This is a genomic window from Ruegeria sp. CDSC042 (assembly GCF_059610745.1).
The window spans coordinates 58,558-79,753 of sequence record NZ_JBXWOF010000008.1 but is presented as its reverse complement, the minus strand read 5'-3'; the positions used below and the strand labels follow the sequence as shown (position 1 = coordinate 79,753).

Annotated in this window: 21 protein-coding genes; 9 read left to right on the top strand and 12 right to left on the bottom strand. The window is 59.2% G+C overall.

From position 1 onward, the window contains the following. The first annotated feature begins 103 nt into the window (after positions 1-103). Positions 104-1,006 (top strand): EamA family transporter RarD, encoded by a 903-nt coding sequence (rarD, locus tag AC2FHX_RS15730; protein WP_496702667.1) that lies wholly within the window; start codon positions 104-106, stop codon positions 1,004-1,006. Here the strand turns inward: rarD and AC2FHX_RS15725 are convergent. Together AC2FHX_RS15725 and AC2FHX_RS15720 are read right to left on the bottom strand one after the other, a co-directional pair. Then, on the bottom strand, positions 997-1,713 hold the full coding sequence (locus AC2FHX_RS15725) for an SGNH/GDSL hydrolase family protein (RefSeq protein ID WP_496702665.1): 717 nt from the start codon (positions 1,711-1,713) through the stop codon (positions 997-999). The two genes, rarD and AC2FHX_RS15725, sit on opposite strands and share 10 nt — an antisense overlap. Then, complete coding sequence (locus AC2FHX_RS15720; protein WP_496702663.1) at positions 1,710-2,120, bottom strand: nuclear transport factor 2 family protein; 411 nt, start codon at positions 2,118-2,120, stop codon at positions 1,710-1,712. Before AC2FHX_RS15720 ends, AC2FHX_RS15725 begins: the two co-directional genes overlap by 4 nt. 60 nt (positions 2,121-2,180) lie before the next feature. On the opposite strand from AC2FHX_RS15720, the gene AC2FHX_RS15715 reads away from it, so the two are divergent. Continuing rightward, the gene (locus tag AC2FHX_RS15715; protein ID WP_496702800.1) at positions 2,181-2,864 is read left to right on the top strand and encodes an RluA family pseudouridine synthase; all 684 of its coding nucleotides are present in this window, start codon (positions 2,181-2,183) and stop codon (positions 2,862-2,864) included. A 2-nt stretch (positions 2,865-2,866) separates the two neighbouring features. On the opposite strand, the gene AC2FHX_RS15710 is transcribed toward AC2FHX_RS15715, so the two are convergent. Continuing rightward, entirely contained in the window at positions 2,867-3,052 is a 186-nt protein-coding gene (locus AC2FHX_RS15710) for a hypothetical protein (RefSeq protein ID WP_496692497.1), read from the bottom strand. 103 nt (positions 3,053-3,155) lie between these two features. Between AC2FHX_RS15710 and AC2FHX_RS15705 the strand changes: the two genes are divergently transcribed. The 4 genes from AC2FHX_RS15705 (at position 3,156) to AC2FHX_RS15690 (ending at position 6,133) form a co-directional block, all read left to right on the top strand. Next, positions 3,156-3,848 carry a helix-turn-helix transcriptional regulator gene (locus AC2FHX_RS15705; protein ID WP_271949714.1) on the top strand — a complete coding sequence of 231 codons (693 nt, stop codon included), beginning with the start codon at positions 3,156-3,158 and terminating at the stop codon, positions 3,846-3,848. 117 nt (positions 3,849-3,965) lie between these two features. After that, on the top strand, positions 3,966-4,637 hold the full coding sequence (locus AC2FHX_RS15700) for a YiaD family glycine zipper/OmpA-like lipoprotein (protein WP_142637036.1): 672 nt from the start codon (positions 3,966-3,968) through the stop codon (positions 4,635-4,637). 115 nt (positions 4,638-4,752) lie between these two features. Beyond that, the gene (locus tag AC2FHX_RS15695; protein WP_496677825.1) at positions 4,753-5,295 is read left to right on the top strand and encodes an NADPH-dependent FMN reductase; all 543 of its coding nucleotides are present in this window, start codon (positions 4,753-4,755) and stop codon (positions 5,293-5,295) included. 49 nt (positions 5,296-5,344) lie between these two features. Next, positions 5,345-6,133: an HTD2 family dehydratase gene (locus tag AC2FHX_RS15690; RefSeq protein WP_496677824.1), complete on the top strand. Its 789-nt coding sequence runs from the start codon at positions 5,345-5,347 to the stop codon at positions 6,131-6,133. Here the strand turns inward: AC2FHX_RS15690 and AC2FHX_RS15685 are convergent. Both AC2FHX_RS15685 and AC2FHX_RS15680 read right to left on the bottom strand, forming a co-directional pair. Then, positions 6,125-6,604 carry a GNAT family N-acetyltransferase gene (locus tag AC2FHX_RS15685; protein WP_496692494.1) on the bottom strand — a complete coding sequence of 160 codons (480 nt, stop codon included), beginning with the start codon at positions 6,602-6,604 and terminating at the stop codon, positions 6,125-6,127. The genes AC2FHX_RS15690 and AC2FHX_RS15685 overlap by 9 nt on opposite strands. Beyond that, positions 6,601-7,641 carry an NAD(P)/FAD-dependent oxidoreductase gene (locus tag AC2FHX_RS15680; RefSeq protein ID WP_496702660.1) on the bottom strand — a complete coding sequence of 347 codons (1,041 nt, stop codon included), beginning with the start codon at positions 7,639-7,641 and terminating at the stop codon, positions 6,601-6,603. Before AC2FHX_RS15680 ends, AC2FHX_RS15685 begins: the two co-directional genes overlap by 4 nt. A gap of 49 nt (positions 7,642-7,690) precedes the next feature. Between AC2FHX_RS15680 and mnmC2 the strand changes: the two genes are divergently transcribed. Then, positions 7,691-8,356 (top strand): tRNA (5-methylaminomethyl-2-thiouridine)(34)-methyltransferase MnmC2, encoded by a 666-nt coding sequence (mnmC2, locus tag AC2FHX_RS15675; RefSeq protein ID WP_496702658.1) that lies wholly within the window; start codon positions 7,691-7,693, stop codon positions 8,354-8,356. After that, positions 8,353-9,222, top strand: coding sequence for a DMT family transporter (locus AC2FHX_RS15670; RefSeq protein ID WP_496697645.1), 870 nt, complete (start codon positions 8,353-8,355; stop codon positions 9,220-9,222). The genes mnmC2 and AC2FHX_RS15670 overlap by 4 nt, the downstream gene beginning before the upstream one ends. Here the strand turns inward: AC2FHX_RS15670 and AC2FHX_RS15665 are convergent. Further along, positions 9,196-11,160 carry a lytic transglycosylase domain-containing protein gene (locus tag AC2FHX_RS15665; protein ID WP_281995464.1) on the bottom strand — a complete coding sequence of 655 codons (1,965 nt, stop codon included), beginning with the start codon at positions 11,158-11,160 and terminating at the stop codon, positions 9,196-9,198. The two genes, AC2FHX_RS15670 and AC2FHX_RS15665, sit on opposite strands and share 27 nt — an antisense overlap. Before the next feature lie 133 nt (positions 11,161-11,293). Between AC2FHX_RS15665 and dapA the strand changes: the two genes are divergently transcribed. Beyond that, complete coding sequence (gene dapA / locus AC2FHX_RS15660) at positions 11,294-12,166, top strand: 4-hydroxy-tetrahydrodipicolinate synthase (protein ID WP_496702656.1); 873 nt, start codon at positions 11,294-11,296, stop codon at positions 12,164-12,166. 99 nt (positions 12,167-12,265) lie between these two features. Here the strand turns inward: dapA and AC2FHX_RS15655 are convergent, their stop codons facing one another. The 6 genes from AC2FHX_RS15655 to pdxR form a co-directional block, all read right to left on the bottom strand. Further along, complete coding sequence (locus tag AC2FHX_RS15655) at positions 12,266-13,138, bottom strand: dimethyl sulfoxide reductase anchor subunit family protein (protein WP_281973086.1); 873 nt, start codon at positions 13,136-13,138, stop codon at positions 12,266-12,268. Continuing rightward, the gene (locus AC2FHX_RS15650) at positions 13,138-13,887 is read right to left on the bottom strand and encodes a 4Fe-4S dicluster domain-containing protein (RefSeq protein WP_496702654.1); all 750 of its coding nucleotides are present in this window, start codon (positions 13,885-13,887) and stop codon (positions 13,138-13,140) included. Before AC2FHX_RS15650 ends, AC2FHX_RS15655 begins: the two co-directional genes overlap by 1 nt. After that, the gene (locus AC2FHX_RS15645; protein ID WP_496702653.1) at positions 13,884-16,697 is read right to left on the bottom strand and encodes a molybdopterin oxidoreductase family protein; all 2,814 of its coding nucleotides are present in this window, start codon (positions 16,695-16,697) and stop codon (positions 13,884-13,886) included. Before AC2FHX_RS15645 ends, AC2FHX_RS15650 begins: the two co-directional genes overlap by 4 nt. A gap of 87 nt (positions 16,698-16,784) precedes the next feature. Continuing rightward, on the bottom strand, positions 16,785-17,798 hold the full coding sequence (gene pta, locus AC2FHX_RS15640) for a phosphate acetyltransferase (protein WP_496677819.1): 1,014 nt from the start codon (positions 17,796-17,798) through the stop codon (positions 16,785-16,787). Positions 17,799-17,803: 5 nt separating this feature from the next. Then, positions 17,804-19,582, bottom strand: a complete 1,779-nt coding sequence (gene xsc / locus AC2FHX_RS15635; RefSeq protein ID WP_142637005.1) for a sulfoacetaldehyde acetyltransferase — start codon at positions 19,580-19,582, stop codon at positions 17,804-17,806. 126 nt (positions 19,583-19,708) lie between these two features. After that, a complete protein-coding gene (pdxR, locus tag AC2FHX_RS15630; RefSeq protein ID WP_282021956.1) occupies positions 19,709-21,169 on the bottom strand; it encodes a MocR-like pyridoxine biosynthesis transcription factor PdxR in 1,461 nt (486 codons plus the stop codon). Between the last annotated feature and the right edge of the window lie 27 nt (positions 21,170-21,196).

Here is a 21,196-nt window from a genome sequence, read left to right as displayed (position 1 = left end):
GGTCTCACATATCAAATATCCTGATGGGTTGCTTCACAGTTTTCGCGGTTCCCAAGTATGTCCGGGTTGCCGTAAAGACGACCGGTATTCCCGGAGATCCGCAATGGCTGACGCAACACCCACACAAAATGCCGATACGCCAAAAGGACTTGTTCTGGCGGTAACGGCCTATGTTTTGTGGGGTTTTTTGCCGTTATACATGAAGGCGATGGCCCATATCGCGCCGGTTGAGGTTGTGGCGCATCGTATCATCTGGTCGGTGCCTTTGGCCGGGCTATTGCTGATCGCACTGGGTCGGACGCGGGATTTGAAGTCAGCTCTGCGCGATCCCAAGATGCTGGGTATGGCCTGCCTGACAGCTGCTTTGATATCGGTGAACTGGGCGATCTATGTCTGGGCGATTGCCAGTGGGCATGCGCTGGACGCAGCGCTGGGCTATTACATAAATCCGCTGTTCAGTATCGCGCTGGGCGCGGTGCTGCTGCGCGAACCTTTGAACCGGACGCAGCTGATTGCTGTTGGGTTGGCCGCAGCCGGGGTGGTGGTTCTTGTTGTAGAGGCCGGAAGCCTGCCTTGGGCGGCGCTGGGGCTTATGTTCAGCTGGGGGTTCTACGCCTTCTTCAAACGCTCACTCCCCATCGGGCCAAATCAGGGGTTCTTGCTGGAAGTGCTGATCCTGCTGATCCCCGCATTGGTTTATGTGACTTGGCTGGGGATCAACGGGACGGGGCATTTCGGGCTGGTCGCAACCGACACCATGCTGCTGGCCGGGGCAGGGGTGGTGACCGCGGTGCCGTTGCTGATCTATGCCAATGGTGCCAAACTGGTGCGCCTGTCGACGATGGGCATCCTGCAATACATCGCGCCAACCATGATTTTTGTGACTGCCATCGCGGTTTTTGGAGAGCAGATTGACCGTGGCCGCATGATTGCGTTTCCGCTGATCTGGGCCGCACTTGTGGTCTATTCGATCCCGATGATCCGGCAGATACGCGCTCAGGTTTGACGCAGCAATTCGGCGGCCTTCTGCGCCCAGATCGCATAGGCTTTGGGGCTGGGATGATAGCCGTCCGGTGCGGCCAGCGCCGGGTCATCGGGTAAATCAATGGACAGATGGCGGATTTGCGGGAAACCGGTCGCAATCTGTTGCAGGCCTTGGTCCAGGCGGGCTGCCTGACGCCCCAGCACCCAGGCAAGCGGTTGAGGCAAGGCGGGAAACCGACCCATCTGGGGAACGGCCGTTACAATGACACGCCGGGCTCCAAGCTGGTCGGTGATCAGGTGCATCAGACGGGATTGGTGTTCGACAAACCGCTTTTTAGTGACGCCACGGGTGACGTCATTGACGCCAAGCGCCGTAATGGCCGCATCAAATTGATCTGTCAGACCGTCAAGGCGTTTCAGTGTATCCAGCGTTGTATGCCCTGTCATAGCCTCGAGCCGCCATTCGACACTGTGGCTTTTTGCTAGCTGTGCGACCAACTGCCCGGACAAAGCCTGCGCCTGGGTGCCAGCGCCAACACCTGCTGCCGAGCTGTCGCCTGCGATTAGCAACCGCAAACGCGGGCCGCGCCCTTCACGGCCTTCGCGCGGCCCGGTCGGTTCGGGCAGGAACCGCGCCTTTCGTCGAACTGAAATCCCCTGTGCCGCCAATAGTGGCAACAGCGGTAGTCTCAGAAACTGATCAGCTCCGATCCGGGCAGGCTTGGTCAACCCAAAGCGTCCTTAAAATTGATAAAGCGAGGGTCTTTTGCCACGCGTGCCATCATCTCGGTGCGCAGGGCTGCAATAGTTTTAAGTGGGCGCATGACCACTTCGAACTTTTCGATCAAGCCTTCATCATTCAGCCGGATCAAGTCCACACCAACCGCATCCAGATCACCAACCTTGCACTGAAATTCCAGCGCCCAGTCTTTGCCGTCACCCATGATCCGACGATAGCTGAAGTCCGAGAATACCTGCTTCACATGCCCTAGCAGAGCCGCCACGGGTTCGCGCCCGGCCCAGGTGCTGTAGTAGGTCGGCGGCAGAAAACGCACGTCTTCGGCCAGAAACTCGTGAATCAGACTGTCATCGCCTTTTGTGATGACATCTTTGAGTTGTTCGATTGTTGGGTGCATTGTTTCTCCTCCGAGTTGTCGCATGATTTGCTGAACTATTCAGTTCAGGCAAGCACGACGTTGCGGGAGGTTGTCGCTTGCGATAGGCAGACCCGCATGAGCGAGACCTACGATCCCCCGAAAACACCGCTGGATGTGCTGCACGAAGATGCGCATCTGATTGTGGTGAACAAGCCCTCGGGGCTTTTGTCCGTACCGGGTCGCGGAGAGCATCTGGCCGATTGTCTGTTGACCCGTGTGCAGGCGGCGTTCCCGCAAGCCCTGCTTGTACACAGGTTGGACCGCGACACTTCGGGCGTGATGGTTTTTGCCCAAACCCCTCATGCTCAGCGCAATCTGAGCATGCAGTTCGAACAGCGTCAAACTCGCAAGACCTATATCGCCCGGGTCTGGGGTCTGGTCGAGGCAAAGACCGGAGCCGTTGATCTGCCGTTGATTGTGGATTGGCCCAACAGGCCGCTGCAAATGGTGTGTCATGAGACCGGCAAACCTGCGGTGACGGATTGGCGCGTGGTCAAATATGAAGGCAACACTACCCGCATACGCCTGTTCCCGAAAACCGGGCGCTCGCACCAGCTGCGGGTTCACATGCTGGCGCTGGGCCATCCGATTTTGGGTGATCCGTTCTATGCAAAAGGTGAGGCACGAGCCTTCCCGCGCCTCATGCTGCATTCCGAGGAATTGCGGCTGAAAAGCCCCGATAGCGGGACGTCGATGAAGTTTCGCGCAAATGCCGAGTTCTAGAGTCAGGCGGGGTTGGTCCAAAGCAGTTTGAGATTGCCCAGTGAAAATCGTCTGACCTGTTTCCTAGGGGCGCAAGGCTGTCGGCTGGCCATGATCTCGCGTTCGATTTCAAAGGCGCGCAGGGTATGGTCCTGGGACCAGCGTCCCAGTTGCAGTGTCATCATTACGTGATTGTCGAGGCTGGGCATCAGTAATCTCCTGTGAATTGTTGAACCAGCATCCCGCATCACTCCTGACAGCGCGTTGTCAGGGGGGTGTGCTAAGGTGTCAGCAGAGAAACCGGAGTTTGCCATGCGCCGTTCGTCCCGCCTGTTTGAAATCATCCAGATTCTGCGTGCCGCCGACGCCCCGGTTACCGCTGAGATGCTGGCGCAAAAGCTCGAAGTCTCGGTGCGCACGGTGTATCGCGACATCGCGGCACTGCAGGCCCAACGCACACCGATCGAGGGCGAAGCCGGCGTCGGGTATCTGATGCGGCGGGGCTATGACTTGCCACCACTGAACTTCGACGCTGAAGAGGTCGAGGCGCTTTGGGTCGGTCTGTCAATGCTGGCACGGACCGGCGACAGTACCCTGCAAGAGGCCGCCAAACGCATTTGCCGGAAAATAGAAGGCCTGCGCGCAAGTCCCGACTGGTTGCAGGTCGCGCCTTGGGGGGCTCCGGTTGATGATCCGGCCAAGGGCTGTATCCCGGTCGTGAATTACCGCGAAGCCATCCGGGACGAGCGCAAACTTCGCCTCACATATGTCAGCTCGCAAGACGTTCGCTCCGAACGGGTCGTCCGTCCGGTTGCCCTGATCTATCACATCGAGTGCACGATGCTGGTTGCGTGGTGCGAATTGCGCAACGGTTTTCGCCATTTTCGGACCGATCGCGTCTGGGCCTGCGAAATGGTTGACGATCATTTCTGCGGCCAAGGGCAGCCGCTGCGGGAGATCTGGCAGGAGCAGAACCAATGGGGTTCCCCTGCCGAGGCCCATTGAACGGCGGGTATTCGCCGATATCACCTGATTGTTGCTTGAGCCTGCGGGGGGGCAGCGCGATATACTGTGCCAAATAATGGGACCCGGCAAACGGGCCTCTGAGCAGAAGGTGATATCATGACGATTTCCAAGCTTGTTGTTTCTGCTGGGCTTTGCTCGGCCTTGTTCTTGGCGGGCTGCACCGACCCCGGAACGCTGAACTTGCCCTCGGACCCCAACCAAAATACCAAACAGGGTGCGCTTTTGGGTGGGTTGGTTGGTGCCGGTGTCGGGGCCATTGCGAACGACTCGGATCCGCTTCTGGGTGCGCTGGCTGGTGGTGCAATCGGTGCAGCAGGTGGCGGCCTTATCGGCAATCAACTGGACCGCCAGGCGGCTGAGTTGCGCCAGCAGCTGGCAAATGACGGCATCACAATCGTCAACGCGGGCGACCGCCTGATTGTTACCGTCCCCAACGACATCACCTTTGACACCGACAGCTCGACCGTGCGGCCTGCATTGCGTTCTGATTTGGTCCGGGTGGGTCAGAACTTGGTGAGATATCCCAACTCGGCCGTTCAGGTCATTGGCCATACGGACAGTGATGGCGAAGCCTCTTATAATCAGGCCCTATCTGAGCGTCGGGCGAGGTCCGTGGCGGATGTTCTGCAAGCCAATGGTGTAAACGGGGCCCGTATCAGCACCATCGGTTTGGGTGAGAACCGACCTGCGGCCTCGAATCTCACACCCGAAGGGAAGGCGCGGAATCGTCGGGTCGATATCGAAATCATCCCCAACGGCAACACCTGATGTGACCGGGCACCGACAAGGTGCCCGTTTTTGCACATTGACTGCGCGTCAAGTGGGCTTTGGCTGGCGGTGATCAGGCGCTACCTTCTGGAAAACGCCTGAACGGAGACCTTTTATGTCCGAACCGATCCTTCTGAGCCTGTCAGGTTCGCTGCGCCAAAATGCCACCAACCGAAAACTGCTTCGCGAGGCGGCGCGGCTGTTTGAGCCGGGCACTCATATCGAGGCTGACTTGAACTTGCCATTATATGACGGTGATCTTGAAGAAGGCGAAGGGGTTCCCGTGACCGTCCAGATTTTGGCGGATCAGATTGCCCGTTCGGATGCGGTCATCATTTCGACGCCGGAATATAATAAAGCGCCGTCAGGTGTGTTGAAGAATGCGCTGGACTGGGTCAGCCGCACCAAGGACAAGCCTTGGGCAGGCAAGCCGGTTGCGGTGATGTCTGCCGCTGCGGGCCGTGCCGGCGGGGAACGTGCACAGATGATACTGCGCAGCTATATGGTTCCGTTCCAGACGCGCATCTTGCAAGGGCCGGAAATTCATCTGGCCGACAGTTCGAACGAATTCGACGCGCAGGGCAAGCTGGTTAACGAACGCTATGAAAACGCCCTTCGGACCTTGATGAAGAACTTGCGGTCAGAGGCCGGTTTCTGAAACTGCCGGTTTGCTTGCCCGTATGGGGCAGGCCGCCTAATCTTGCGCTATGTCGATGGAAATTCAGACAGATGTGATGGACGCAGCCCGTGCTGGCGCGCTGCAGGTGGCGCTTGGGAAACAGGCAACTGCGAGGGGCGGCACTGCGTTGCCGCCGTTCTTTCATCACCTGTATTTCTGGACTCCGCAGCCACCCGGCCAACTTGGGCGCGACGGACATCCCAAAGTCGGGGGCCTGATCCCCGATATGGGCCTACCCCGCAGAATGTGGGCAGGCGGACGCTTGGAGTTTTTCGCGCCTCTGATAGCAGGTCAGTTAGCCGAACGGCGATCGCTATGTGAAAGTTCGAGTTCGAAATCGGGACGCACCGGCCCCTTGGGCTTTGTCACGTTGCGCCACGAGGTTTGGCAGGGCGGTGCGCTGCGCCTGACCGAATGGCAGGATCTGGTTTACCGCCAAGACCCCTCGGCGGATACGGTCACCCCTCCCGCACCACTGGCCAGGCAAGATGAAACCGAACATCGCGAGCTGTCCTTCGACAGCACGATGCTGTTTCGCTACTCGGCCCTGACATTTAACGGACACCGCATTCACTATGACATCGACTATGCTCGTGATGTCGAAGGATATCCCGGGCTGGTCGTGCATGGCCCGCTTTTGGCGCAGCACCTGATGTTGTTTGCGGAAGATGTGATGGGCCCATTGGCGCAGTTTTCTTTCCGCGCAACCTCGGCATTGATGCATTTCGAAACTGCGAGCCTGTGCCGGAGGGGCAATACCCTGTGGGTGCGTGCGGCAGACGGGCGCCAATGTATGATTGCCGAAGCCTCAGCCTAAATGTTTCTGCATGGTAATCGAGGTCGCCCGGGTGAACCCGGGATGCGCCGTTTCCGCCGTTTTGACAAAGCCCATCCGGGCAAAGGAGGCATGGTTTTCGACCAATTCGACCCGTGTCTTCAGTTCCAGCGTAGCAAAACCTATTTCAACCGCCCGCGCGGATGCCAGATCGACCAGACGCTGTGCCAGCCCCTGACCACGTCGGGTTTCGTCCACAGCCAGTTTGCTCAGATACAGGCTGTCCTGTTTGGGTGTCAGAAAGACGACCGCATCCGGGCGATTGCCTATGATCCAAACCTCGTGGTCGCGGGCCTGTTGCCGAAGCGTTTCCTCGGTCAGGCGATGCATTGACGAGGGCGGGTCTATACGCCCCTCCATGAATGCAAAGCTGTGGCGGATCAGGCGTAACACCTGTGGCAATATAGGATCGTCTGGTTGCAGGCGAACTGGGGTGTTGTCGAGGGAGGTCACAAAGAAGCCTCGGGTTGAAAATCTGCGGGGATTTCATCGCGCCCTTCAAGCACCAGTTCGGCCATGACTTCTGCCACTTTGGGCGCCATGCCAAAGCCGATCTTGAACCCTCCATTGGCGATGAATTCTCCGGCGTGCAGCGGATGTGCACCCAGCATCGGCGCACGGCTTTTGCTGCGGGGTCGGATCCCGGCCCAGCGTTCGATCACTTCGGCACCGTGCAGGACCGGAACCGCCCGCGTGGCCCGATCCAGGACATCATCCAGCGCCGCATCGGTGCTGGTTGGGTCGTCATAGTCCCGTTCCGAGGTCGATCCGATGGCCAATGTGCCATCCGCATGCGGGACAATGTGAACGGCATCTGCAAACAGCTGGGAAACGTCCCCGGCATCGAACCGCAGCAAAGCCGCCTGTCCTTTGACGCCATTGCCGACCGTTTTGCCAAAGGCGTCGTTCAGTTCTAGCAGGCCGGAAAGCCCGGTGGCGTGAATGATCTGCCCTTGATTGGCCGCATCGGTCTTGACCTCAACCCCCATCACCGCCAGCGCCGAAACCAGTGCAGAGCATGCCCGCCTTGGGTGCATCCGGGCGCTAAGCGTGTCGTGGATCACAAAGCCGGTGGGGCTGGGAGGGCACCACGACCCGACCTCATCCATTGCAACAACGCGCCATTCGGCCCGCCCCTGCCATAGCTCCGCGGCGGTGACCGTACGTGCATAGGCCAGATCCAGCGTGAGGCTATCTGCGATGGGCTGCAGCCTACCCAACCGGGCATATCCGGCTGAGACGCCTCCGGTCGCCTCAACCTGTTTCCAGAAGGGTTCGGCCATGATCAGGCTTTCGAATTGAAATGCTTTCTTGGCATTCCAATTCTCGGGCACATGTGGTGCCAAAGCCCCGACCAGACCGCCGCTGGACCCGGCACCGGGCCCAAAAGGGTCAATGATCTGAACTTTTGCGCCGCGTTTTGCGCAGGCCCAGGCGATCGAAAGGCCAAAAATGCCCGCGCCTCGCACCGTCACATCGACCATTGCCATTCCCCTTTTCCTTGTTCAGTGTCGCGCCGCTTAGCTACAGGATTCCCCGATGGCAGACCAGCGCGCCGAACTGACCTGGAAAGACGGGCAGATACCCGTCTCGGACCGTTTCGACGACCCCTATTTCTCGTTGCAGAACGGGTTGGAGGAGACGCGGCATGTGTTTTTGGCGGGCAATGACCTGCCCGCGCGGTTTGCGCCGGGGTTTCATATTGCCGAGCTTGGTTTTGGCACCGGCCTGAACTTGCTGACTGTCTGGTCCGAATGGGAAAAGGCTGGCCAAACGACCCCGCTGACATTCACTAGTTTCGAAGCCTATCCAATGGCGCCAGACGACATGACGCGCGCTCTGGCCGCCTTTCCTGAGTTGTCCCCTTGGGCCGACCGGTTCCTGTCCCAATGGCAGGGCGGTACCCGCGATCTGGGCACCCTGCGGCTTGAGGTTATCGAGGGCGACGCGCGGTCCACCCTGTCCGCATGGTCGGGGCAGGCGGATGCGTGGTTTCTGGATGGGTTTTCGCCTGCCAAAAACCCCGAGCTTTGGGGCGCAGAGCTGATGCAGCAGGTATCCGACCACACGGCGCCCAATGGAACCGCCGCCACCTATACCGCCGCCGGGTTCGTCCGGCGCGGGCTCCAAGACGCGGGGTTCAACGTCACCCGCGCGCCGGGCTATGGGCGCAAGCGTCACATGACGCGGGCGGTCAAGCCATGACCCAACAGAACAACACTCGCGCCGGTATCGCGCTGATGATCGCGGCGACTGTGGTTTTTGCGCTGCAGGACGGTATCTCGCGCCATCTGGCCGGGACTTATAACACCTATATGGTCGTGATGATCCGCTATTGGTTCTTCGCAGCATTTGTCGTCGCTCTGGCGCTGCGTGCACCCGGCGGTATCGCGGCCACGGCCCGCACCAGTCAGCTTGGCCTGCAGATCCTGCGCGGGGTGCTTCTGGCCGGAGAGATTTGCGTCGCGGTCTATGCCTTTACCATCCTGGGCCTGATCGAAAGCCAGGCCGTGTTCATCTGCTACCCGCTGCTGGTGGCGGCACTCAGCGGCCCGGTTTTGGGCGAGAAAGTCGGTTGGCGCCGTTGGTCCGCCATCGGCGTGGGCTGCATCGGCGTGCTGATCATCCTGCAGCCGGGAGTGGGCGTCTTTAACCCTTGGGCGGTGATCCCGCTGATCTCGGCCCTGATGTTTGCCGTCTATGGCCTGCTGACCCGCTATGCGGCGCGGCGCGACACTACCGCCACCAGTTTTTTCTGGACCGGGATCGCCGGGGCGGTTGCCATGACGGCCGTGGGCGTGTGGTTTTGGGAACCTATGCAGGGCGGTGACTGGGTTTGGATGGGCCTACTCTGCCTGACCGGAGTTCTGGGGCATTGGTTGTTGATTAAGTGCTACGAAATGGCCGAGGCCAGCGCCGTGCAGCCCTTTGCCTATTTTCACCTGATGTGGAGCGCCATTCTGGGAATCTCGGTCTTTGGTGAAAGCTTGCGACCCGCGGTTGTTGCAGGGGCCACATTGGTTATTGCCGCCGGACTGTTCACTTTATGGCGCGAACGACGCCAGAGTTGACCCGATCAGTTCCTCGGAAAATGGCACCGGCAACGCCTGCTGCCCCAACCGTGCGCGATACACAGGCAGGCTTTCGGCGACGCGCATGACATAGTTGCGGGTCTCGCTGAAGGGTATGAATTCGATCCAGTCGACGATATCGGCCTCACCCCGGCGCGGGTCACCATTGCGTTTCATCCACGAGATCGGCCTGCCCGGCCCGGCATTATACCCCGCAGCCATCATCACCACATTGCCGTTGAATTCTGCTGCCAGCTCGGACAGGTAATTCGCCCCCAGCTTGGCGTTATATCGCCAGTCCGAGGTCAGTTTTCCGGTTTGGTGGCTGCTTAGGATGCCCATATTCCGAGCCACAACTTTCGCCGTTGCGGGCATCACCTGCATAAGCCCGCGCGCGCCCGCGCCGCTGATGACAACCGGGTCAAACTCGCTTTCGCGCCGGGCGATTGCTAGCGTCATTTCCTTTGCCATAGGCAGGCCTAGATCTGCCACCGGATGAACCGGGTAATACGCGGCGGGCAGGACAACGCCGGTGGTCGCGGCGCGCTTGGCGATCATCACCGCCAGATGTGGTTCGTTCAGTTCGATGACCAAATCGCCCAGTTGACTTGCCTGAACGGGGTCGAGCCCCTCAACCAGATGGGTCAGGAACCGCTCGGATAGGTTTGCCTCACCTGCGCGCAACAGCAATAGCCCCGCTTCCAGAACGCTGGAATCGGCAAACTCCGCTTGTTTCCAGTGCGGTGCCCTTCGCGGGTTTGCCAGATCGCTGTCGAAGGGGCGCCCTATCCGTTCGGCGGCAAGAAGCCCGTAGAACGAGGTCTGGTGATCAGCACCCATGGCATAGGCCTCATAAGCCTTTTCCGCATCCCCCTGCGCGGCATAGGCCCGACCCAGCCAATACCCGCCGCGTCCCTTGGAAATCGGTGACTGCACCGCGCCCGAGAAGTTTTGGAAATGCCGTACAGCCGTTGCGGGATCATTCAACCGACGCAGGGCAAGGAACCCGGAAAGCCATTCGAGATCGGCATAGGCATAGCCCATGTCCGGCGTCATATGGTGACTAGAGGCAATCTTGTATGCGCGGCTCATATCACCGTTGCGCATCTCAAGCCGGGCCAACCGGCGACGGCCCTCGGCCCATTTGTCTGGCTCGCCCAGAGCATCCGGGCTGGATGACCGCGCCAGCATCAGATCAATCGCACTGTCATCCAGTTCCTTTTTGTCTCGCCAGACAAAGCGGTCAAAGGCAAGCCCCGCCGATCCGGCCACGGAATCGGGAACCGCGCCTACTTTGGCATCAACACCCGGCGCACGTTTTTGCAATGCAATCCGCGCCTCGGCCAGCTTGCGCTGATCGTCATTCACCAATGGCAGCATTTGTCCTGCGCTGATCAGATGACCGTCCCACAGCATCCGGTCTAGCCGCGCCGCGTGGTGGGGTTTCAGCAATGTTTCAAAGTTCTCGATATAGTCTTTCTGCAGGCCCGATCCCATCGGCATCGTGCGCCAGGCGGTGACGATATCCGCCTGCGCATCACCCTGCCGTCCCTTAGCCTTCAGCGCTACGGCGAAATTCAGCGCCCCTTCCGCCGTTTGTGGGGCAGTGCCGGCGTAGAATTTCAACACCCGGTCCGGGTCAGCCCCGGTAAAGGCGGGTTCGCTTTCGCGCCGTAACCATGCCAGCCCCGGCCAATCCGGCCTGCGGTTCAGAAATACCAGCACATCGCCCGAGCTTCCGAACCCCTCGCGCAGCCAATGCCATACGATGATGTCACGTGACACAGATCCGCGCGGGCCTGCCTCTTGCAGCGCGGCGTTCCAATCGCCCTTGCGCATTTCATACATGCCAGCGCGCAGATCGCCCACCGAGTCGGCTTGGGCCGGCCCGAAGGATGCCAGAATCACCGCTGTCAAAAGCGCCAGAACGCGTGTCATGCCTTGCATTTCCCAACCAACCAAGGATAGAGCCATTTAGGATAAACCTTGCGCCAGCGGGATCAACACACATTGCTAGGAATGTGATTGCCCAAGGCGCAAAAATTGCTAACCGCACAGCAAGGAGCGTGTCATGTTCAAAGGCTCGATGCCAGCCCTCGTTACCCCGTTTTCGAATGGCGAGTTGGATCTGGGCACGCTCAAACGTTTGGTGGAATGGCAAATTCAGGAAGGCTCGACCGGTTTGGTGCCGGTGGGGACCACCGGTGAAAGCCCAACCCTCAGCCATGAAGAACACGAAACGGTGGTAGCAGAAGTTGTCAGTGCCGCAGCCGGTCGTGTCCCGGTGATCGCTGGTGCGGGCTCGAACAACACGGTCGAGGCGATCCGATTCGTTCAATTTGCGCAGCAAGTCGGCGCGAATGCCGCTCTGGTGGTGACCCCGTATTACAACAAGCCGACCCAGAAGGGCCTAATTCAGCATTTCCGTACCCTACATAATTGTTCTGATATTCCGATCATCATCTACAACATTCCAGGCCGTTCCGTCATCGACATGACGCCCCAGACGATGGGTGAGCTGGCCGAGTTGCCAAGGATCGTTGGGGTTAAAGACGCAACCGGAGATTTGGGGCGTGTCAGCCAACAGCGCGCCTCTTGCGGGCCCGAGTTCTGCCAACTGTCGGGCGAAGACGCCACGGCGCTGGGTTTCAATGCGCATGGTGGTGTGGGCTGTATCTCGGTCACGGCGAATGTTGCGCCCAAGCTATGTGCCGAATTCCAGCAGGCCACCCTGCAGGGGGATTATGCCAAAGCGCTGACTTATCAGGACCGCCTGATGCCTCTGCATGAGGCGATCTTTATCGAACCCGGTTTGGTCGGGGCCAAATACGCCCTCAGCAAGCTGGGCCTGTGCAGCGAAGAAGTTCGCTCGCCCCTGACCACGTTGGACGACAGCACCAAAACAGCCATCGACGCAGCCATGAACCACGCAGGTCTGCTGTAACCAGGGGTGTTCTTGGCCTGATCCGATCTTCATCTGGCCAAAAATACCTCGGGGGATGAATTGGCCTGTTAGGGCCAAGAAGGGGGCTGGCCCCCTTCTTTACCGTTTGCCGTAATACAAACCCACGACATGCTCGGCCTGCGCAAAAAACAGCCAGCGCGAAACTGCAACGCCTGCCACATGCGACAGCGCAGCCAGAAGAGCGAAGAAGTGGTTGAACGGCAGGATCAGCAGGATGACCGGCAATAGGAAGGCCAGCACAAACGAGATGACCCGCAATTTGTCCGCATGTTTCCTGCCAACCACGTGGACAAATTCGCGCAGAAGATAGTTTGTACCTGTATGTGGAGGCTCAAACGCACGCACTGCCCCGCGCTGCCCCAAACCCGTAGCGGTGCCAAGGTTTGTTCCTGAGTTCGCAAATGCCTTATCCCCTTGCCACCAGTAAAATGTCTGCGCAACGGCAGCGACCACCAACAGAGGGACGGCAAGGCTGACCTGACCGGCCAGAAGCGAGCCACCGGCAAAGCTGAAGCTCAGAAACATGATTGGTGTCAGTTTCATGTTCCAACGTGGGATTGTCTTGAGCTGGGTGTAGATCATTGAGGTGGTGAAAACTGTTGCCAGCGAAAACAACGCGCCAAGGACGCCCAGAACACCCCAACGCTGACCAAAGATGACAGCGCCCAGCGCGTAGAGGCCCATAAGAATCAAGGCGATCACTGCGCACCAACCCTCACGGCTGAGCCAGCTTGACCGCCATTGGGTGAATGCTTTCCACGCACGTTCAGGATGGCCCAGGTGAAAGGTCGAGGCCATCAGCCCACCCACCGACAGGCCAAAGGCCATGGCATAGAATACGAAGGCCACCCATCCGGTGACATCCGGCATCCCAAGGCCCAGAAAAAACAGCAGCCCAAAGCCCAGACCGGACAAGGTGGTGAAGATAATGACGGATGGGGCCGGATGCATCAGAGCTTCTCCAGTGTCTTGTCGAGCCAACCCAGAAAGCCCTTGGGCTCTTCGGCTACCGGGGCCAGAAGGGGCGCGAGAATGTCGATCTGGTCCTCGATCTGATCTTTAGGGCGAGGTGGCAGGTATTTGTTGACGGGCTTGGTGCCCAATTCAGGCATCAGATCCATGCCACCACGTTCGGCGACCAATTTGCTGACATCGCTATCTGCGTCGCCCAGATCACCGAAATGGCGGGCTCCGGCGGGGCAGGTCCGGACACAGGATGGCACGCGGTCCACTTCGGGTATGTTCTCGTTATAGATGCGATCCACGCAGAGGGTGCATTTCTTCATCACGCCCTCGGCCATATCCATCTCACGCGCGCCGTAAGGGCAGGACCAGGCGCAAAGCCCGCAGCCGATACAGTCGCTTTCATTGACCAATACGATACCGTCCTCGACCCGCTTATAGCTGGCCCCGGTGGGGCAGACGGTGACGCAGGGCGCGTCCTCGCAATGGAGGCAGGATTTGGGGAAGTGGATCAGCTGAGCGTGACCCTGTTCGGGTTGGACCTCGTAGGAATGTACGCGATTCAGGAAGGTGCCGGACGGGTTGCCGCCATAAGCGTCCTGATCCGACAGGGGCGCCCCGTAGTTTTCGGTGTTCCAGCCTTTGCAGGATATCACACAGGCATGGCAGCCGACACAGGTGTCCAGGTCGATGACCAGACCCATTTTCTTGTCTGTGGATTGGGGGAGCTGGGTCATTTTCCTACCTTCCACGCCAGATCTTTTGGTCCGGTGCCGACCGGTGATTTGATCGGTTTGAATTCGGGCTGGCTTTCTGCATCCGAAGGTGGCGCCGCCTTTTCGATCCTGACCTTCAGGTCGAACCAAGCAGCCTGACCTGTAATCGGATCAGAATTGGCCCAACGCATTCCATCGCCTTTTGACGGCAGCAGTTCGTGGATCAGGTGGTTCAGCAAAAAGCCTTTGGTGGCCTCGGGCGCGTCTTCTTGCAGGGCCCATGCGCCTTTGCGTTTGCCGATGGCGTTCCAGGTCCAGACAGTGTTTTCGTTCAACGCGGCCATCTCCATGACCGGCACGGTGATCTCCCCGTGCGGAGAGGTGACTTTGGCCCAGTCGCCGTCCTGCAGCCCGTGTTCGCGCATCAGTTTGGTTGGGACGTATAGCGGGTTGCGCCCGTGTAGCTGGCGCAGCCAGGCGTTTTGGGTGCCCCATGAGTGGTACATCGCCATCGGGCGCTGGGTCAGGGCGTTGATGGTGAAGCCTTCGTTGCCCTGTTGGTCGGTTTCGTACCAGATCGGCAGCGGGTCCATGGTGTCTTTGAGGCGTTGACGCAGATTTTCCGGGGGCTGGCGGTCGCCATGACCCTCGGCGGCCAGTTGGAATTTGCGCATCGGTTCTGAGTAGAGTTGGAACAGATAGGGTTGCGGGCTGTCGTAGATTCCCATGCCCACGGCCCAATCCTGATAGGCAGCGTTCCAGGGTTTGTAGTAATCCGCCCCTTCGGGGATATGCGCGACGTAGAAGCCGCCATTTTCGATGTAGCGATTCAGCTGGTCGGGGTTGACCTCGCCACGACCTTCCTTGTCGCCATTTTCGCCTCGAAACCCGGCCAGTGGGCCAATACCGGGCTTTCGCTGATGGTTAACGATATAGTCAGCGTAGTCTTTCCACTTCGGCGTACCGTCTTCGTTGGTAAAGCCTGGCAAGCTCATGCGGTTGGCCAGTTCCACCAGCACCGACTGAAAGCCTCGCACGTCGCGGTCGGGCTCGATCACCGGCCAGCGGATTGCGTCGGCGGCGGCGTCTGCCTCGCAGATCGGGCGGTCGAGCAGCGAGATACAGTCGTGCCGTTCCAGATAGGTCGTATCGGGCAGGATCAGGTCGGCATAGGCCACCATTTCCGAGGAATAGGCATCCGAGTAGATGATGTTCGGGATGACGTATTTGCCGTCTTCGGTCTTGGCGGTCAGCATCTCCATCACACCTTTGGTGTTCATGGAGGAGTTCCACGACATATTCGCCATATACATGAACAGCGTGTCGATCTTGTAAGGATCACCGGCGGCGGCGTTTGAGATCACCATATGCATCAGCCCATGGGCCGACATCGGGTTTTCCCAGGTAAAGGCCTTGTCGATGCGCTGTGGCGTGCCGCAGTCATCGAGCAGCAAGTCTTCGGGGCCACGGGGGAAGCCCAGGTGCGGGCCCTCCAGCGGGCGACCGGGGCGGCGGTCGCCATGCGGTGTCGGATGCGCCTCGATCGGTTTGGGGTAGGGTGGTTTGAAGCGGAAGCCGCCAGGCACCTCAACCGTACCGAGGATGATCTGCAGCACATGCAGCGCGCGGCAGGTCTGGAACCCGTTGGCATGGGCCGAGATGCCACGCATGGCGTGGAAGCTGACCGGGCGACCGATCATCTTAGCATGGGTTTCGCCGCGGAAATCGGTCCATTCCTGATCCAGCTCGATCGCCTCGTCAAAGGCGACGCGGGCGATTTCCGCCGCGATGGCGCGAATGCGACTGGCCGGGATGCCACAGCGGTCAGCCACGGCCTCAGGGGCGTGCTCGTCGCTTAGGTATTTCTCGGCCATCAGGTGGAAAACCGGGCGATGGGTGACGCCGTCCTTTTCGTAAGTAGCCGACAAGTCCGGGCGCACGCCCAGCTTGTCGAACGCAGTGAGTTCGCCTGTGGCCCGGTCGATCACCAGCGGTTTGCCGTCACTATCGCGCAAGAACAGACCCTTCTCGGGGCCTTCGGATGCGTTCACCAGAACAGGCGCGTTGGTATAACGGCTGAGGTAATCCAGGTCGATCTTGCCGGCCTTCATCAGCACATGGATCAGCGACAGGATGAACAGCCCGTCGGTGCCGGGCGTAATCCCGACCCAGTCATCGGCGACGGCGTTATAGCCTGATCGAATCGGGTTCACACCGATCACCCGTGCGCCGCGTGCCTTGATCTTGCCGATGCCCATCTTGATCGGGTTGCTGTCGTGGTCTTCGGCTACGCCGAACAGCATGAATAGCTTGGTGTGGTCCCAGTCGGGCTGGCCAAACTCCCAAAACGCGCCGCCCATGGTGTAGATGCCGCCTGCGGCCATGTTGACGGAACAGAAGCCGCCATGGGCCGCATAGTTTGGGGTGCCGAAATTCTGAGCCCAGAAGCTGGTGAAGCTTTGGCTTTGGTCGCGACCGGTAAAGAAGGCCAGCTTTTGCGGCGCTGTCTCGTGCAGCTCATTCATCCAGCCGACGGCTGTGCTGATCGCTTCGTCCCACTCGATCTCGCGGAACTCGCCCGATCCGCGCGGGCCGACACGGCGCAGCGGTTTGCGTAGGCGCGACGGCGCGTTAACCTGCATAATGCCCGCGGACCCTTTGGCGCACAGAACGCCTTTGTTCACCGGGTGGTCTCGGTTGCCCTCGATATAGGCGACCTTGCCGTCTTTCATGTGAACGTTGATGCCACAGCGACAGGCGCACATGTAACAGGTGGTCTGCCGGATCTCGTCCGAGACTTTGGGCGAGGTGTCAATCACTGGCTGGTTCATAGGCGCCCCTGTAGTTTGCAGACCGGTATTCCCCCGAGTATTGCCGGGAACCGGAATAAAATTTGTTTTTCACGGACTTGTCGAGACTTATATTCCGTTTTCGCCATGTTGTGCTTGAACAGCAGTCACGGCGATCATGTGAAGGATGTCCTCTGCCGTACAGCCGCGCGATAGATCATTTGCCGGCTTGGCCAGGCCTTGTAGGACTGGCCCGATTGCCTCAACCCCTCCGATGCGCTGTGCGATCTTATAGCCCAGATTGCCCGCATTCAGGCTGGGGAAGACAAAGACATTCGCTTCGCCCTTCAGTGGCGAATCCGTCGCCTTTTGCGCCGCAACCTCGGGGACAAAGGCGGCATCGAACTGCAGCTCTCCGTCGATCAGAAGGTTCGGATCTTTTTCGCGTGCGATCCGGGTTGCCTCGACGACCTTGGATACTTTTGGATGTTCGGCGCTTCCCGAGGTGGAAAAAGACAGCATCGCCACACGCGCCGTGTTTCCAGTCAAAGCTGAATAGGATGCGGCCGATGCGCGGGCAATTTCCGCCATTTCTTCGGCGTTTGGATCCACTACCAGGCCACAATCGGCAAAGATGCGCGCGCCTTTGACCTCGTGATGATCCTGGCAGAACAGCATGAGAAAAAAACTGGATACCATTGTTGTACCCGGCGCTGTTCCGATGATCTGCAACGCCGCGCGAACTGTGTCAGAGGTGGTTTCAACCGCTCCGCCCACGGTGCCGTCAGCGATACCCTGATGCACCAGCATGGCGGCAAAGGTCAGCCGGTTGGTGATCTGTTGCCCTGCCTCTTCAAGGGTCATGCCCTTGTGCTTGCGGCGATTAAACAGCGCTTCAGCCAGTTCCGTGGTGATTGAGGAATGCGCCGGGTCAAGAATGTCTATCCGAGTGGGATCAAATCCTTCATGCGCATCCAGAAGGGCCGAAATTTTGGCCCCGTCGCCGATCAGGATGATCCGTGCAACGTCCTCTTTTACGGCCCTGACCGCACCTTCCACGACGCGGGGATCATCGCCCTCTGACAGGGCGATGATCTTGTCCGACGCGCTGGCCGTCCCAAGAATGGCGCGCAGCGGTTTCACGCGGATTATACCCCGGCCTGCGGTTCCATGTCGTCATTGCTGATGCCTGCCACCGCGACCGGTTTCTTCATTGCGTCCCGACGGAACGGCTCGCCCAGTTCCTGGTTGATCATGGCTTCGATCAGCGTGGTGATCCCATTCTTCTGATCCTCAATGGCCTGATTCAGGGCTGCAGTCAGCTCATCCTGTGTGCGGGCCACGACACCTTTCAGGCCACAGGCCTGAGCGATACCGGCATAGGACACTTTGGTGTCCAGTTCGGTTCCGACAAAGTTGTCGTCGAACCACAGGGTCGAGTTGCGCTTTTCAGCACCCCACTGATAGTTGCGGAAAACGATCTGGGTGACTGCGGGCCATTCATCGCGGCCGATTGCGGTCAGTTCGGTTACAGCAATACCAAAGGCGCCGTCACCCGAGAATCCAACGACAGGCACATCCGGGCAACCGATCTTGGCACCCATGACAGATGGCAATCCGTATCCACAGGGGCCGAACAGCCCGGGGGCCAGATATTTGCGGCCCGCTTCAAAGGATGGGTAGGCGTTGCCGATGGCACAGTTATTGCCGATGTCGGACGAGATGATCGCCTCTTTCGGCAGGGCTGCCTGAATGGCGCGCCACGCCATGCGCGGGCTCATCCAGTCGGGCTTGGCTGCACGGGCGCGTTCGTTCCAGGTTGTGCCCGGATCGTCCTGCTCGTGGTCCATCGAAGTCAGTTCCTGCGCCCAGCGTGACTTGGTTTCCGCAATCTTCGCTTTGCGTGCATCGCGTCCTTCGTCACCTGCGGTGTCCGACAGCTGTGCCAGGATATTGGTTGCAACGGTGGCTGCGTCGCCAACAATACCGACAGATACCTTCTTGGTCAGGCCAATGCGGTCGGGGTTAATGTCAACCTGAATGATCTTTGCATTCGCCGGCCAGTATTCCATACCATAGCCAGGAAGAGTCGAGAACGGGTTCAGGCGAGTGCCGAGACACAGAACCACGTCTGCTTCTTTTATCAGCTCCATACCGGCTTTCGAGCCATTGTAACCCAACGGGCCAGCAAACAGCGGGTGCGAGCCCGGGAAGGCGTCATTGTGCTGGTAGCCAACACAAACCGGGGCGTCCAGACGCTCGGCCAGTGCTTTCGAGGCTTCGATGCCGCCCGCAGACAGAACCGTGCCCGCTCCGTTCAGGATGACAGGGTTCTTGGCATCCGACAGCAGCGCGGCGGCTTCGGTAACAGCTGATGCGCCGCCAGAAGGCAGTTCAAATTCAACTACGGCAGGCAGTTCGATATCGACAACCTGAGTGAAGAAATCACGTGGAACATTGATCTGTGCCGGTGCCGAGGCGCGCTTGGCTTTGGTGATAACGCGGCTAAGAACTTCGGCCATCCGCGAAGGGTCGCGTACTTCTTCCTGGTAGCAGACGCAGTCCGCGAACATGCGCATTTGTTCCATCTCCTGGAAACCGCCCTGACCCATGGTCTTGTTTGCGGCCTGAGGGGTCACCAGCAGCAGCGGGGTGTGGTTCCAGTAGGCGGTTTTGACGGCAGTAACAAAGTTGGTGATCCCGGGTCCGTTCTGCGCGATCATCATCGACATTTTGCCGGTGGCGCGTGTGTACCCGTCAGCCATCATCCCACCCGAGCCTTCGTGTGCGCAATCCCAGAACGTAATGCCAGCTTTTCCAAAAATATCCGAGATCGGCATCATCGCCGAACCGATGATCCCAAACGCATGCTCGATCCCGTGCATCTGCAGAACTTTAACAAAGGCCTCTTCGGTGGTCATTTTCATCTGATTTGTCTCCGCGGATTTGTGGATGAAGCCGGACGATCAGCCCAGCCTTTGGGTACGGTTGTGGCCCAAGGGACGGAATGGCGTTAGGTCCAAAACGAAATGCGGATTAGGTCCAGACGCGGGCTACTGCGTTTGGATGGCATCCGCGATCAGCTTCACGCCCGGAGCGATGCGGTCGGGCGCGATGGATGAGTATCCGAGCCGGTAGAAGTTCTGTGGCCGATCTGGCCCTGCGAAAAACGGTGCACCAGGCTCGATGTGAACGCTTTGGTTTTGCAGGCTGCGCGCCAGCTGGGACATGTCGACATGTTCGGGGGCGGACATCCACATCGAAGATCCGCCCATCACACCGCGCCCGGCCACCGACAGCCCGTATTCGTCGATAGCCTTGTCCATTGCATCCCGCCGCTTGGACAGCTCTTTGGACATGCGCCGGATCTGAGCATCGTAATGTCCCAGAGACAGAAAATACGCTGCAGTGCGCTGAATGTGGCCCGGCGGGTGGCGCAGCACCAAAGAGCGCAGCGCGCGCGCCTCGCGGATAAACGGCTCGGATCCAACCATGTAACCAAGGCGCAATCCAGGGAACAGCGATTTTGAGAAGCTGCCCACATAGATGACACGTCCATCCCGGTCCATGGACTTCAGCGCGGGTGAGGGCGCCCCCAGAAACGCCATTTCGAATTCATAGTCATCCTCGACCACCATTGCGTCCAGATCCCGTGCACGATCCAAAAGTTGGCGGCGACGGGTGATCGGCATGGTTGCGGTTGTCGGGCTCTGATGGCTGGGCGTGGTGAAGATGACATCCGTTTCATCGGGCAGCGCCTCGGGTGGCAGGCCATCCTTGTCCACGCCAATGGGTACGACCGCGCAGTCCCAATGGTTCAACAGGCTGCGCAGCGCATAGTAACAGGGGTCTTCGATGACGGCGGTGTGATTGTGAGTCAGCAGAATGCGCGACGCCAGCCAAAGTGCGTTCTGCGCCCCCAGTGTGATCAATATTTCTTCGGGGCGGGCCGAGATTCCACGGCGGGGCAGAGTGTGGCGGGCGATGAACTCGATCAGCAACGGATCGTCCTGATCGACATAGTCGCGGGTCAGCGATTCGAAATCCTTGTGCCCCAATGCCCGCACTGCGCATAGTCGCCAGTTGGCATGATCGAACAGGGTTCGGTCCGCCTGACCATAGATAAAAGGATAGGTATAGTCCCGCCAATTCCAGGGCTTGGGCAACACATCCGAATCTACAAACCGGCGGGCCAGCGCCTTGTCCCAATCCACGGTCTCAGTGCCCCGTTGGATGGGCGTGTATTTAGGCGGTACTGGCGCATTTTCCGACACATAATACCCAGATCGGCCCCGGGCGGTCAGGTAGTCATTGGCCAACAGCTCGGTATAAGCCAATGTCACGGTGATCCGGCTGACACCCAGATGCGAGGCCAGTTTACGCGACGAGGGCAGCTTTTCTCCGACATGGAACCGGCCTGACAGGATGCCTTCTGCAATCATCTGCTGAATCTGGGCCTGCAAGGTGCCTTGCCCATTCAGCTCTAGAAAGAACGTATCTACTGAAATCCCCATAAGACCTTATAGAGTGGCCTTATTGAT

What these genes read in the sequence shown, in the direction of transcription:
- mnmC2 (WP_496702658.1), top strand. Translation starts at nt 7,691, where the DNA reads ATGGCAGACCAGCGCGCCGAACTGACCTGGAAAGACGGGCAGATACCC.
- AC2FHX_RS15670 (WP_496697645.1), top strand. Translation starts at nt 8,353, where the DNA reads ATGACCCAACAGAACAACACTCGCGCCGGTATCGCGCTGATGATCGCG.
- AC2FHX_RS15655 (WP_281973086.1), bottom strand. Translation starts at nt 13,138, where the DNA reads ATGCATCCGGCCCCATCCGTCATTATCTTCACCACCTTGTCCGGTCTG.
- AC2FHX_RS15720 (WP_496702663.1), bottom strand. Translation starts at nt 2,120, where the DNA reads ATGCACCCAACAATCGAACAACTCAAAGATGTCATCACAAAAGGCGAT.
- AC2FHX_RS15645 (WP_496702653.1), bottom strand. Translation starts at nt 16,697, where the DNA reads ATGAACCAGCCAGTGATTGACACCTCGCCCAAAGTCTCGGACGAGATC.
- AC2FHX_RS15695 (WP_496677825.1), top strand. Translation starts at nt 4,753, where the DNA reads ATGTCCGAACCGATCCTTCTGAGCCTGTCAGGTTCGCTGCGCCAAAAT.
- pdxR (WP_282021956.1), bottom strand. Translation starts at nt 21,169, where the DNA reads ATGGGGATTTCAGTAGATACGTTCTTTCTAGAGCTGAATGGGCAAGGC.
- dapA (WP_496702656.1), top strand. Translation starts at nt 11,294, where the DNA reads ATGTTCAAAGGCTCGATGCCAGCCCTCGTTACCCCGTTTTCGAATGGC.
- AC2FHX_RS15700 (WP_142637036.1), top strand. Translation starts at nt 3,966, where the DNA reads ATGACGATTTCCAAGCTTGTTGTTTCTGCTGGGCTTTGCTCGGCCTTG.
- AC2FHX_RS15650 (WP_496702654.1), bottom strand. Translation starts at nt 13,887, where the DNA reads ATGACCCAGCTCCCCCAATCCACAGACAAGAAAATGGGTCTGGTCATC.
- AC2FHX_RS15680 (WP_496702660.1), bottom strand. Translation starts at nt 7,641, where the DNA reads ATGGCAATGGTCGATGTGACGGTGCGAGGCGCGGGCATTTTTGGCCTT.
- AC2FHX_RS15705 (WP_271949714.1), top strand. Translation starts at nt 3,156, where the DNA reads ATGCGCCGTTCGTCCCGCCTGTTTGAAATCATCCAGATTCTGCGTGCC.
- AC2FHX_RS15690 (WP_496677824.1), top strand. Translation starts at nt 5,345, where the DNA reads ATGTCGATGGAAATTCAGACAGATGTGATGGACGCAGCCCGTGCTGGC.
- rarD (WP_496702667.1), top strand. Translation starts at nt 104, where the DNA reads ATGGCTGACGCAACACCCACACAAAATGCCGATACGCCAAAAGGACTT.
- AC2FHX_RS15665 (WP_281995464.1), bottom strand. Translation starts at nt 11,160, where the DNA reads ATGACACGCGTTCTGGCGCTTTTGACAGCGGTGATTCTGGCATCCTTC.
- xsc (WP_142637005.1), bottom strand. Translation starts at nt 19,582, where the DNA reads ATGAAAATGACCACCGAAGAGGCCTTTGTTAAAGTTCTGCAGATGCAC.
- AC2FHX_RS15710 (WP_496692497.1), bottom strand. Translation starts at nt 3,052, where the DNA reads ATGCCCAGCCTCGACAATCACGTAATGATGACACTGCAACTGGGACGC.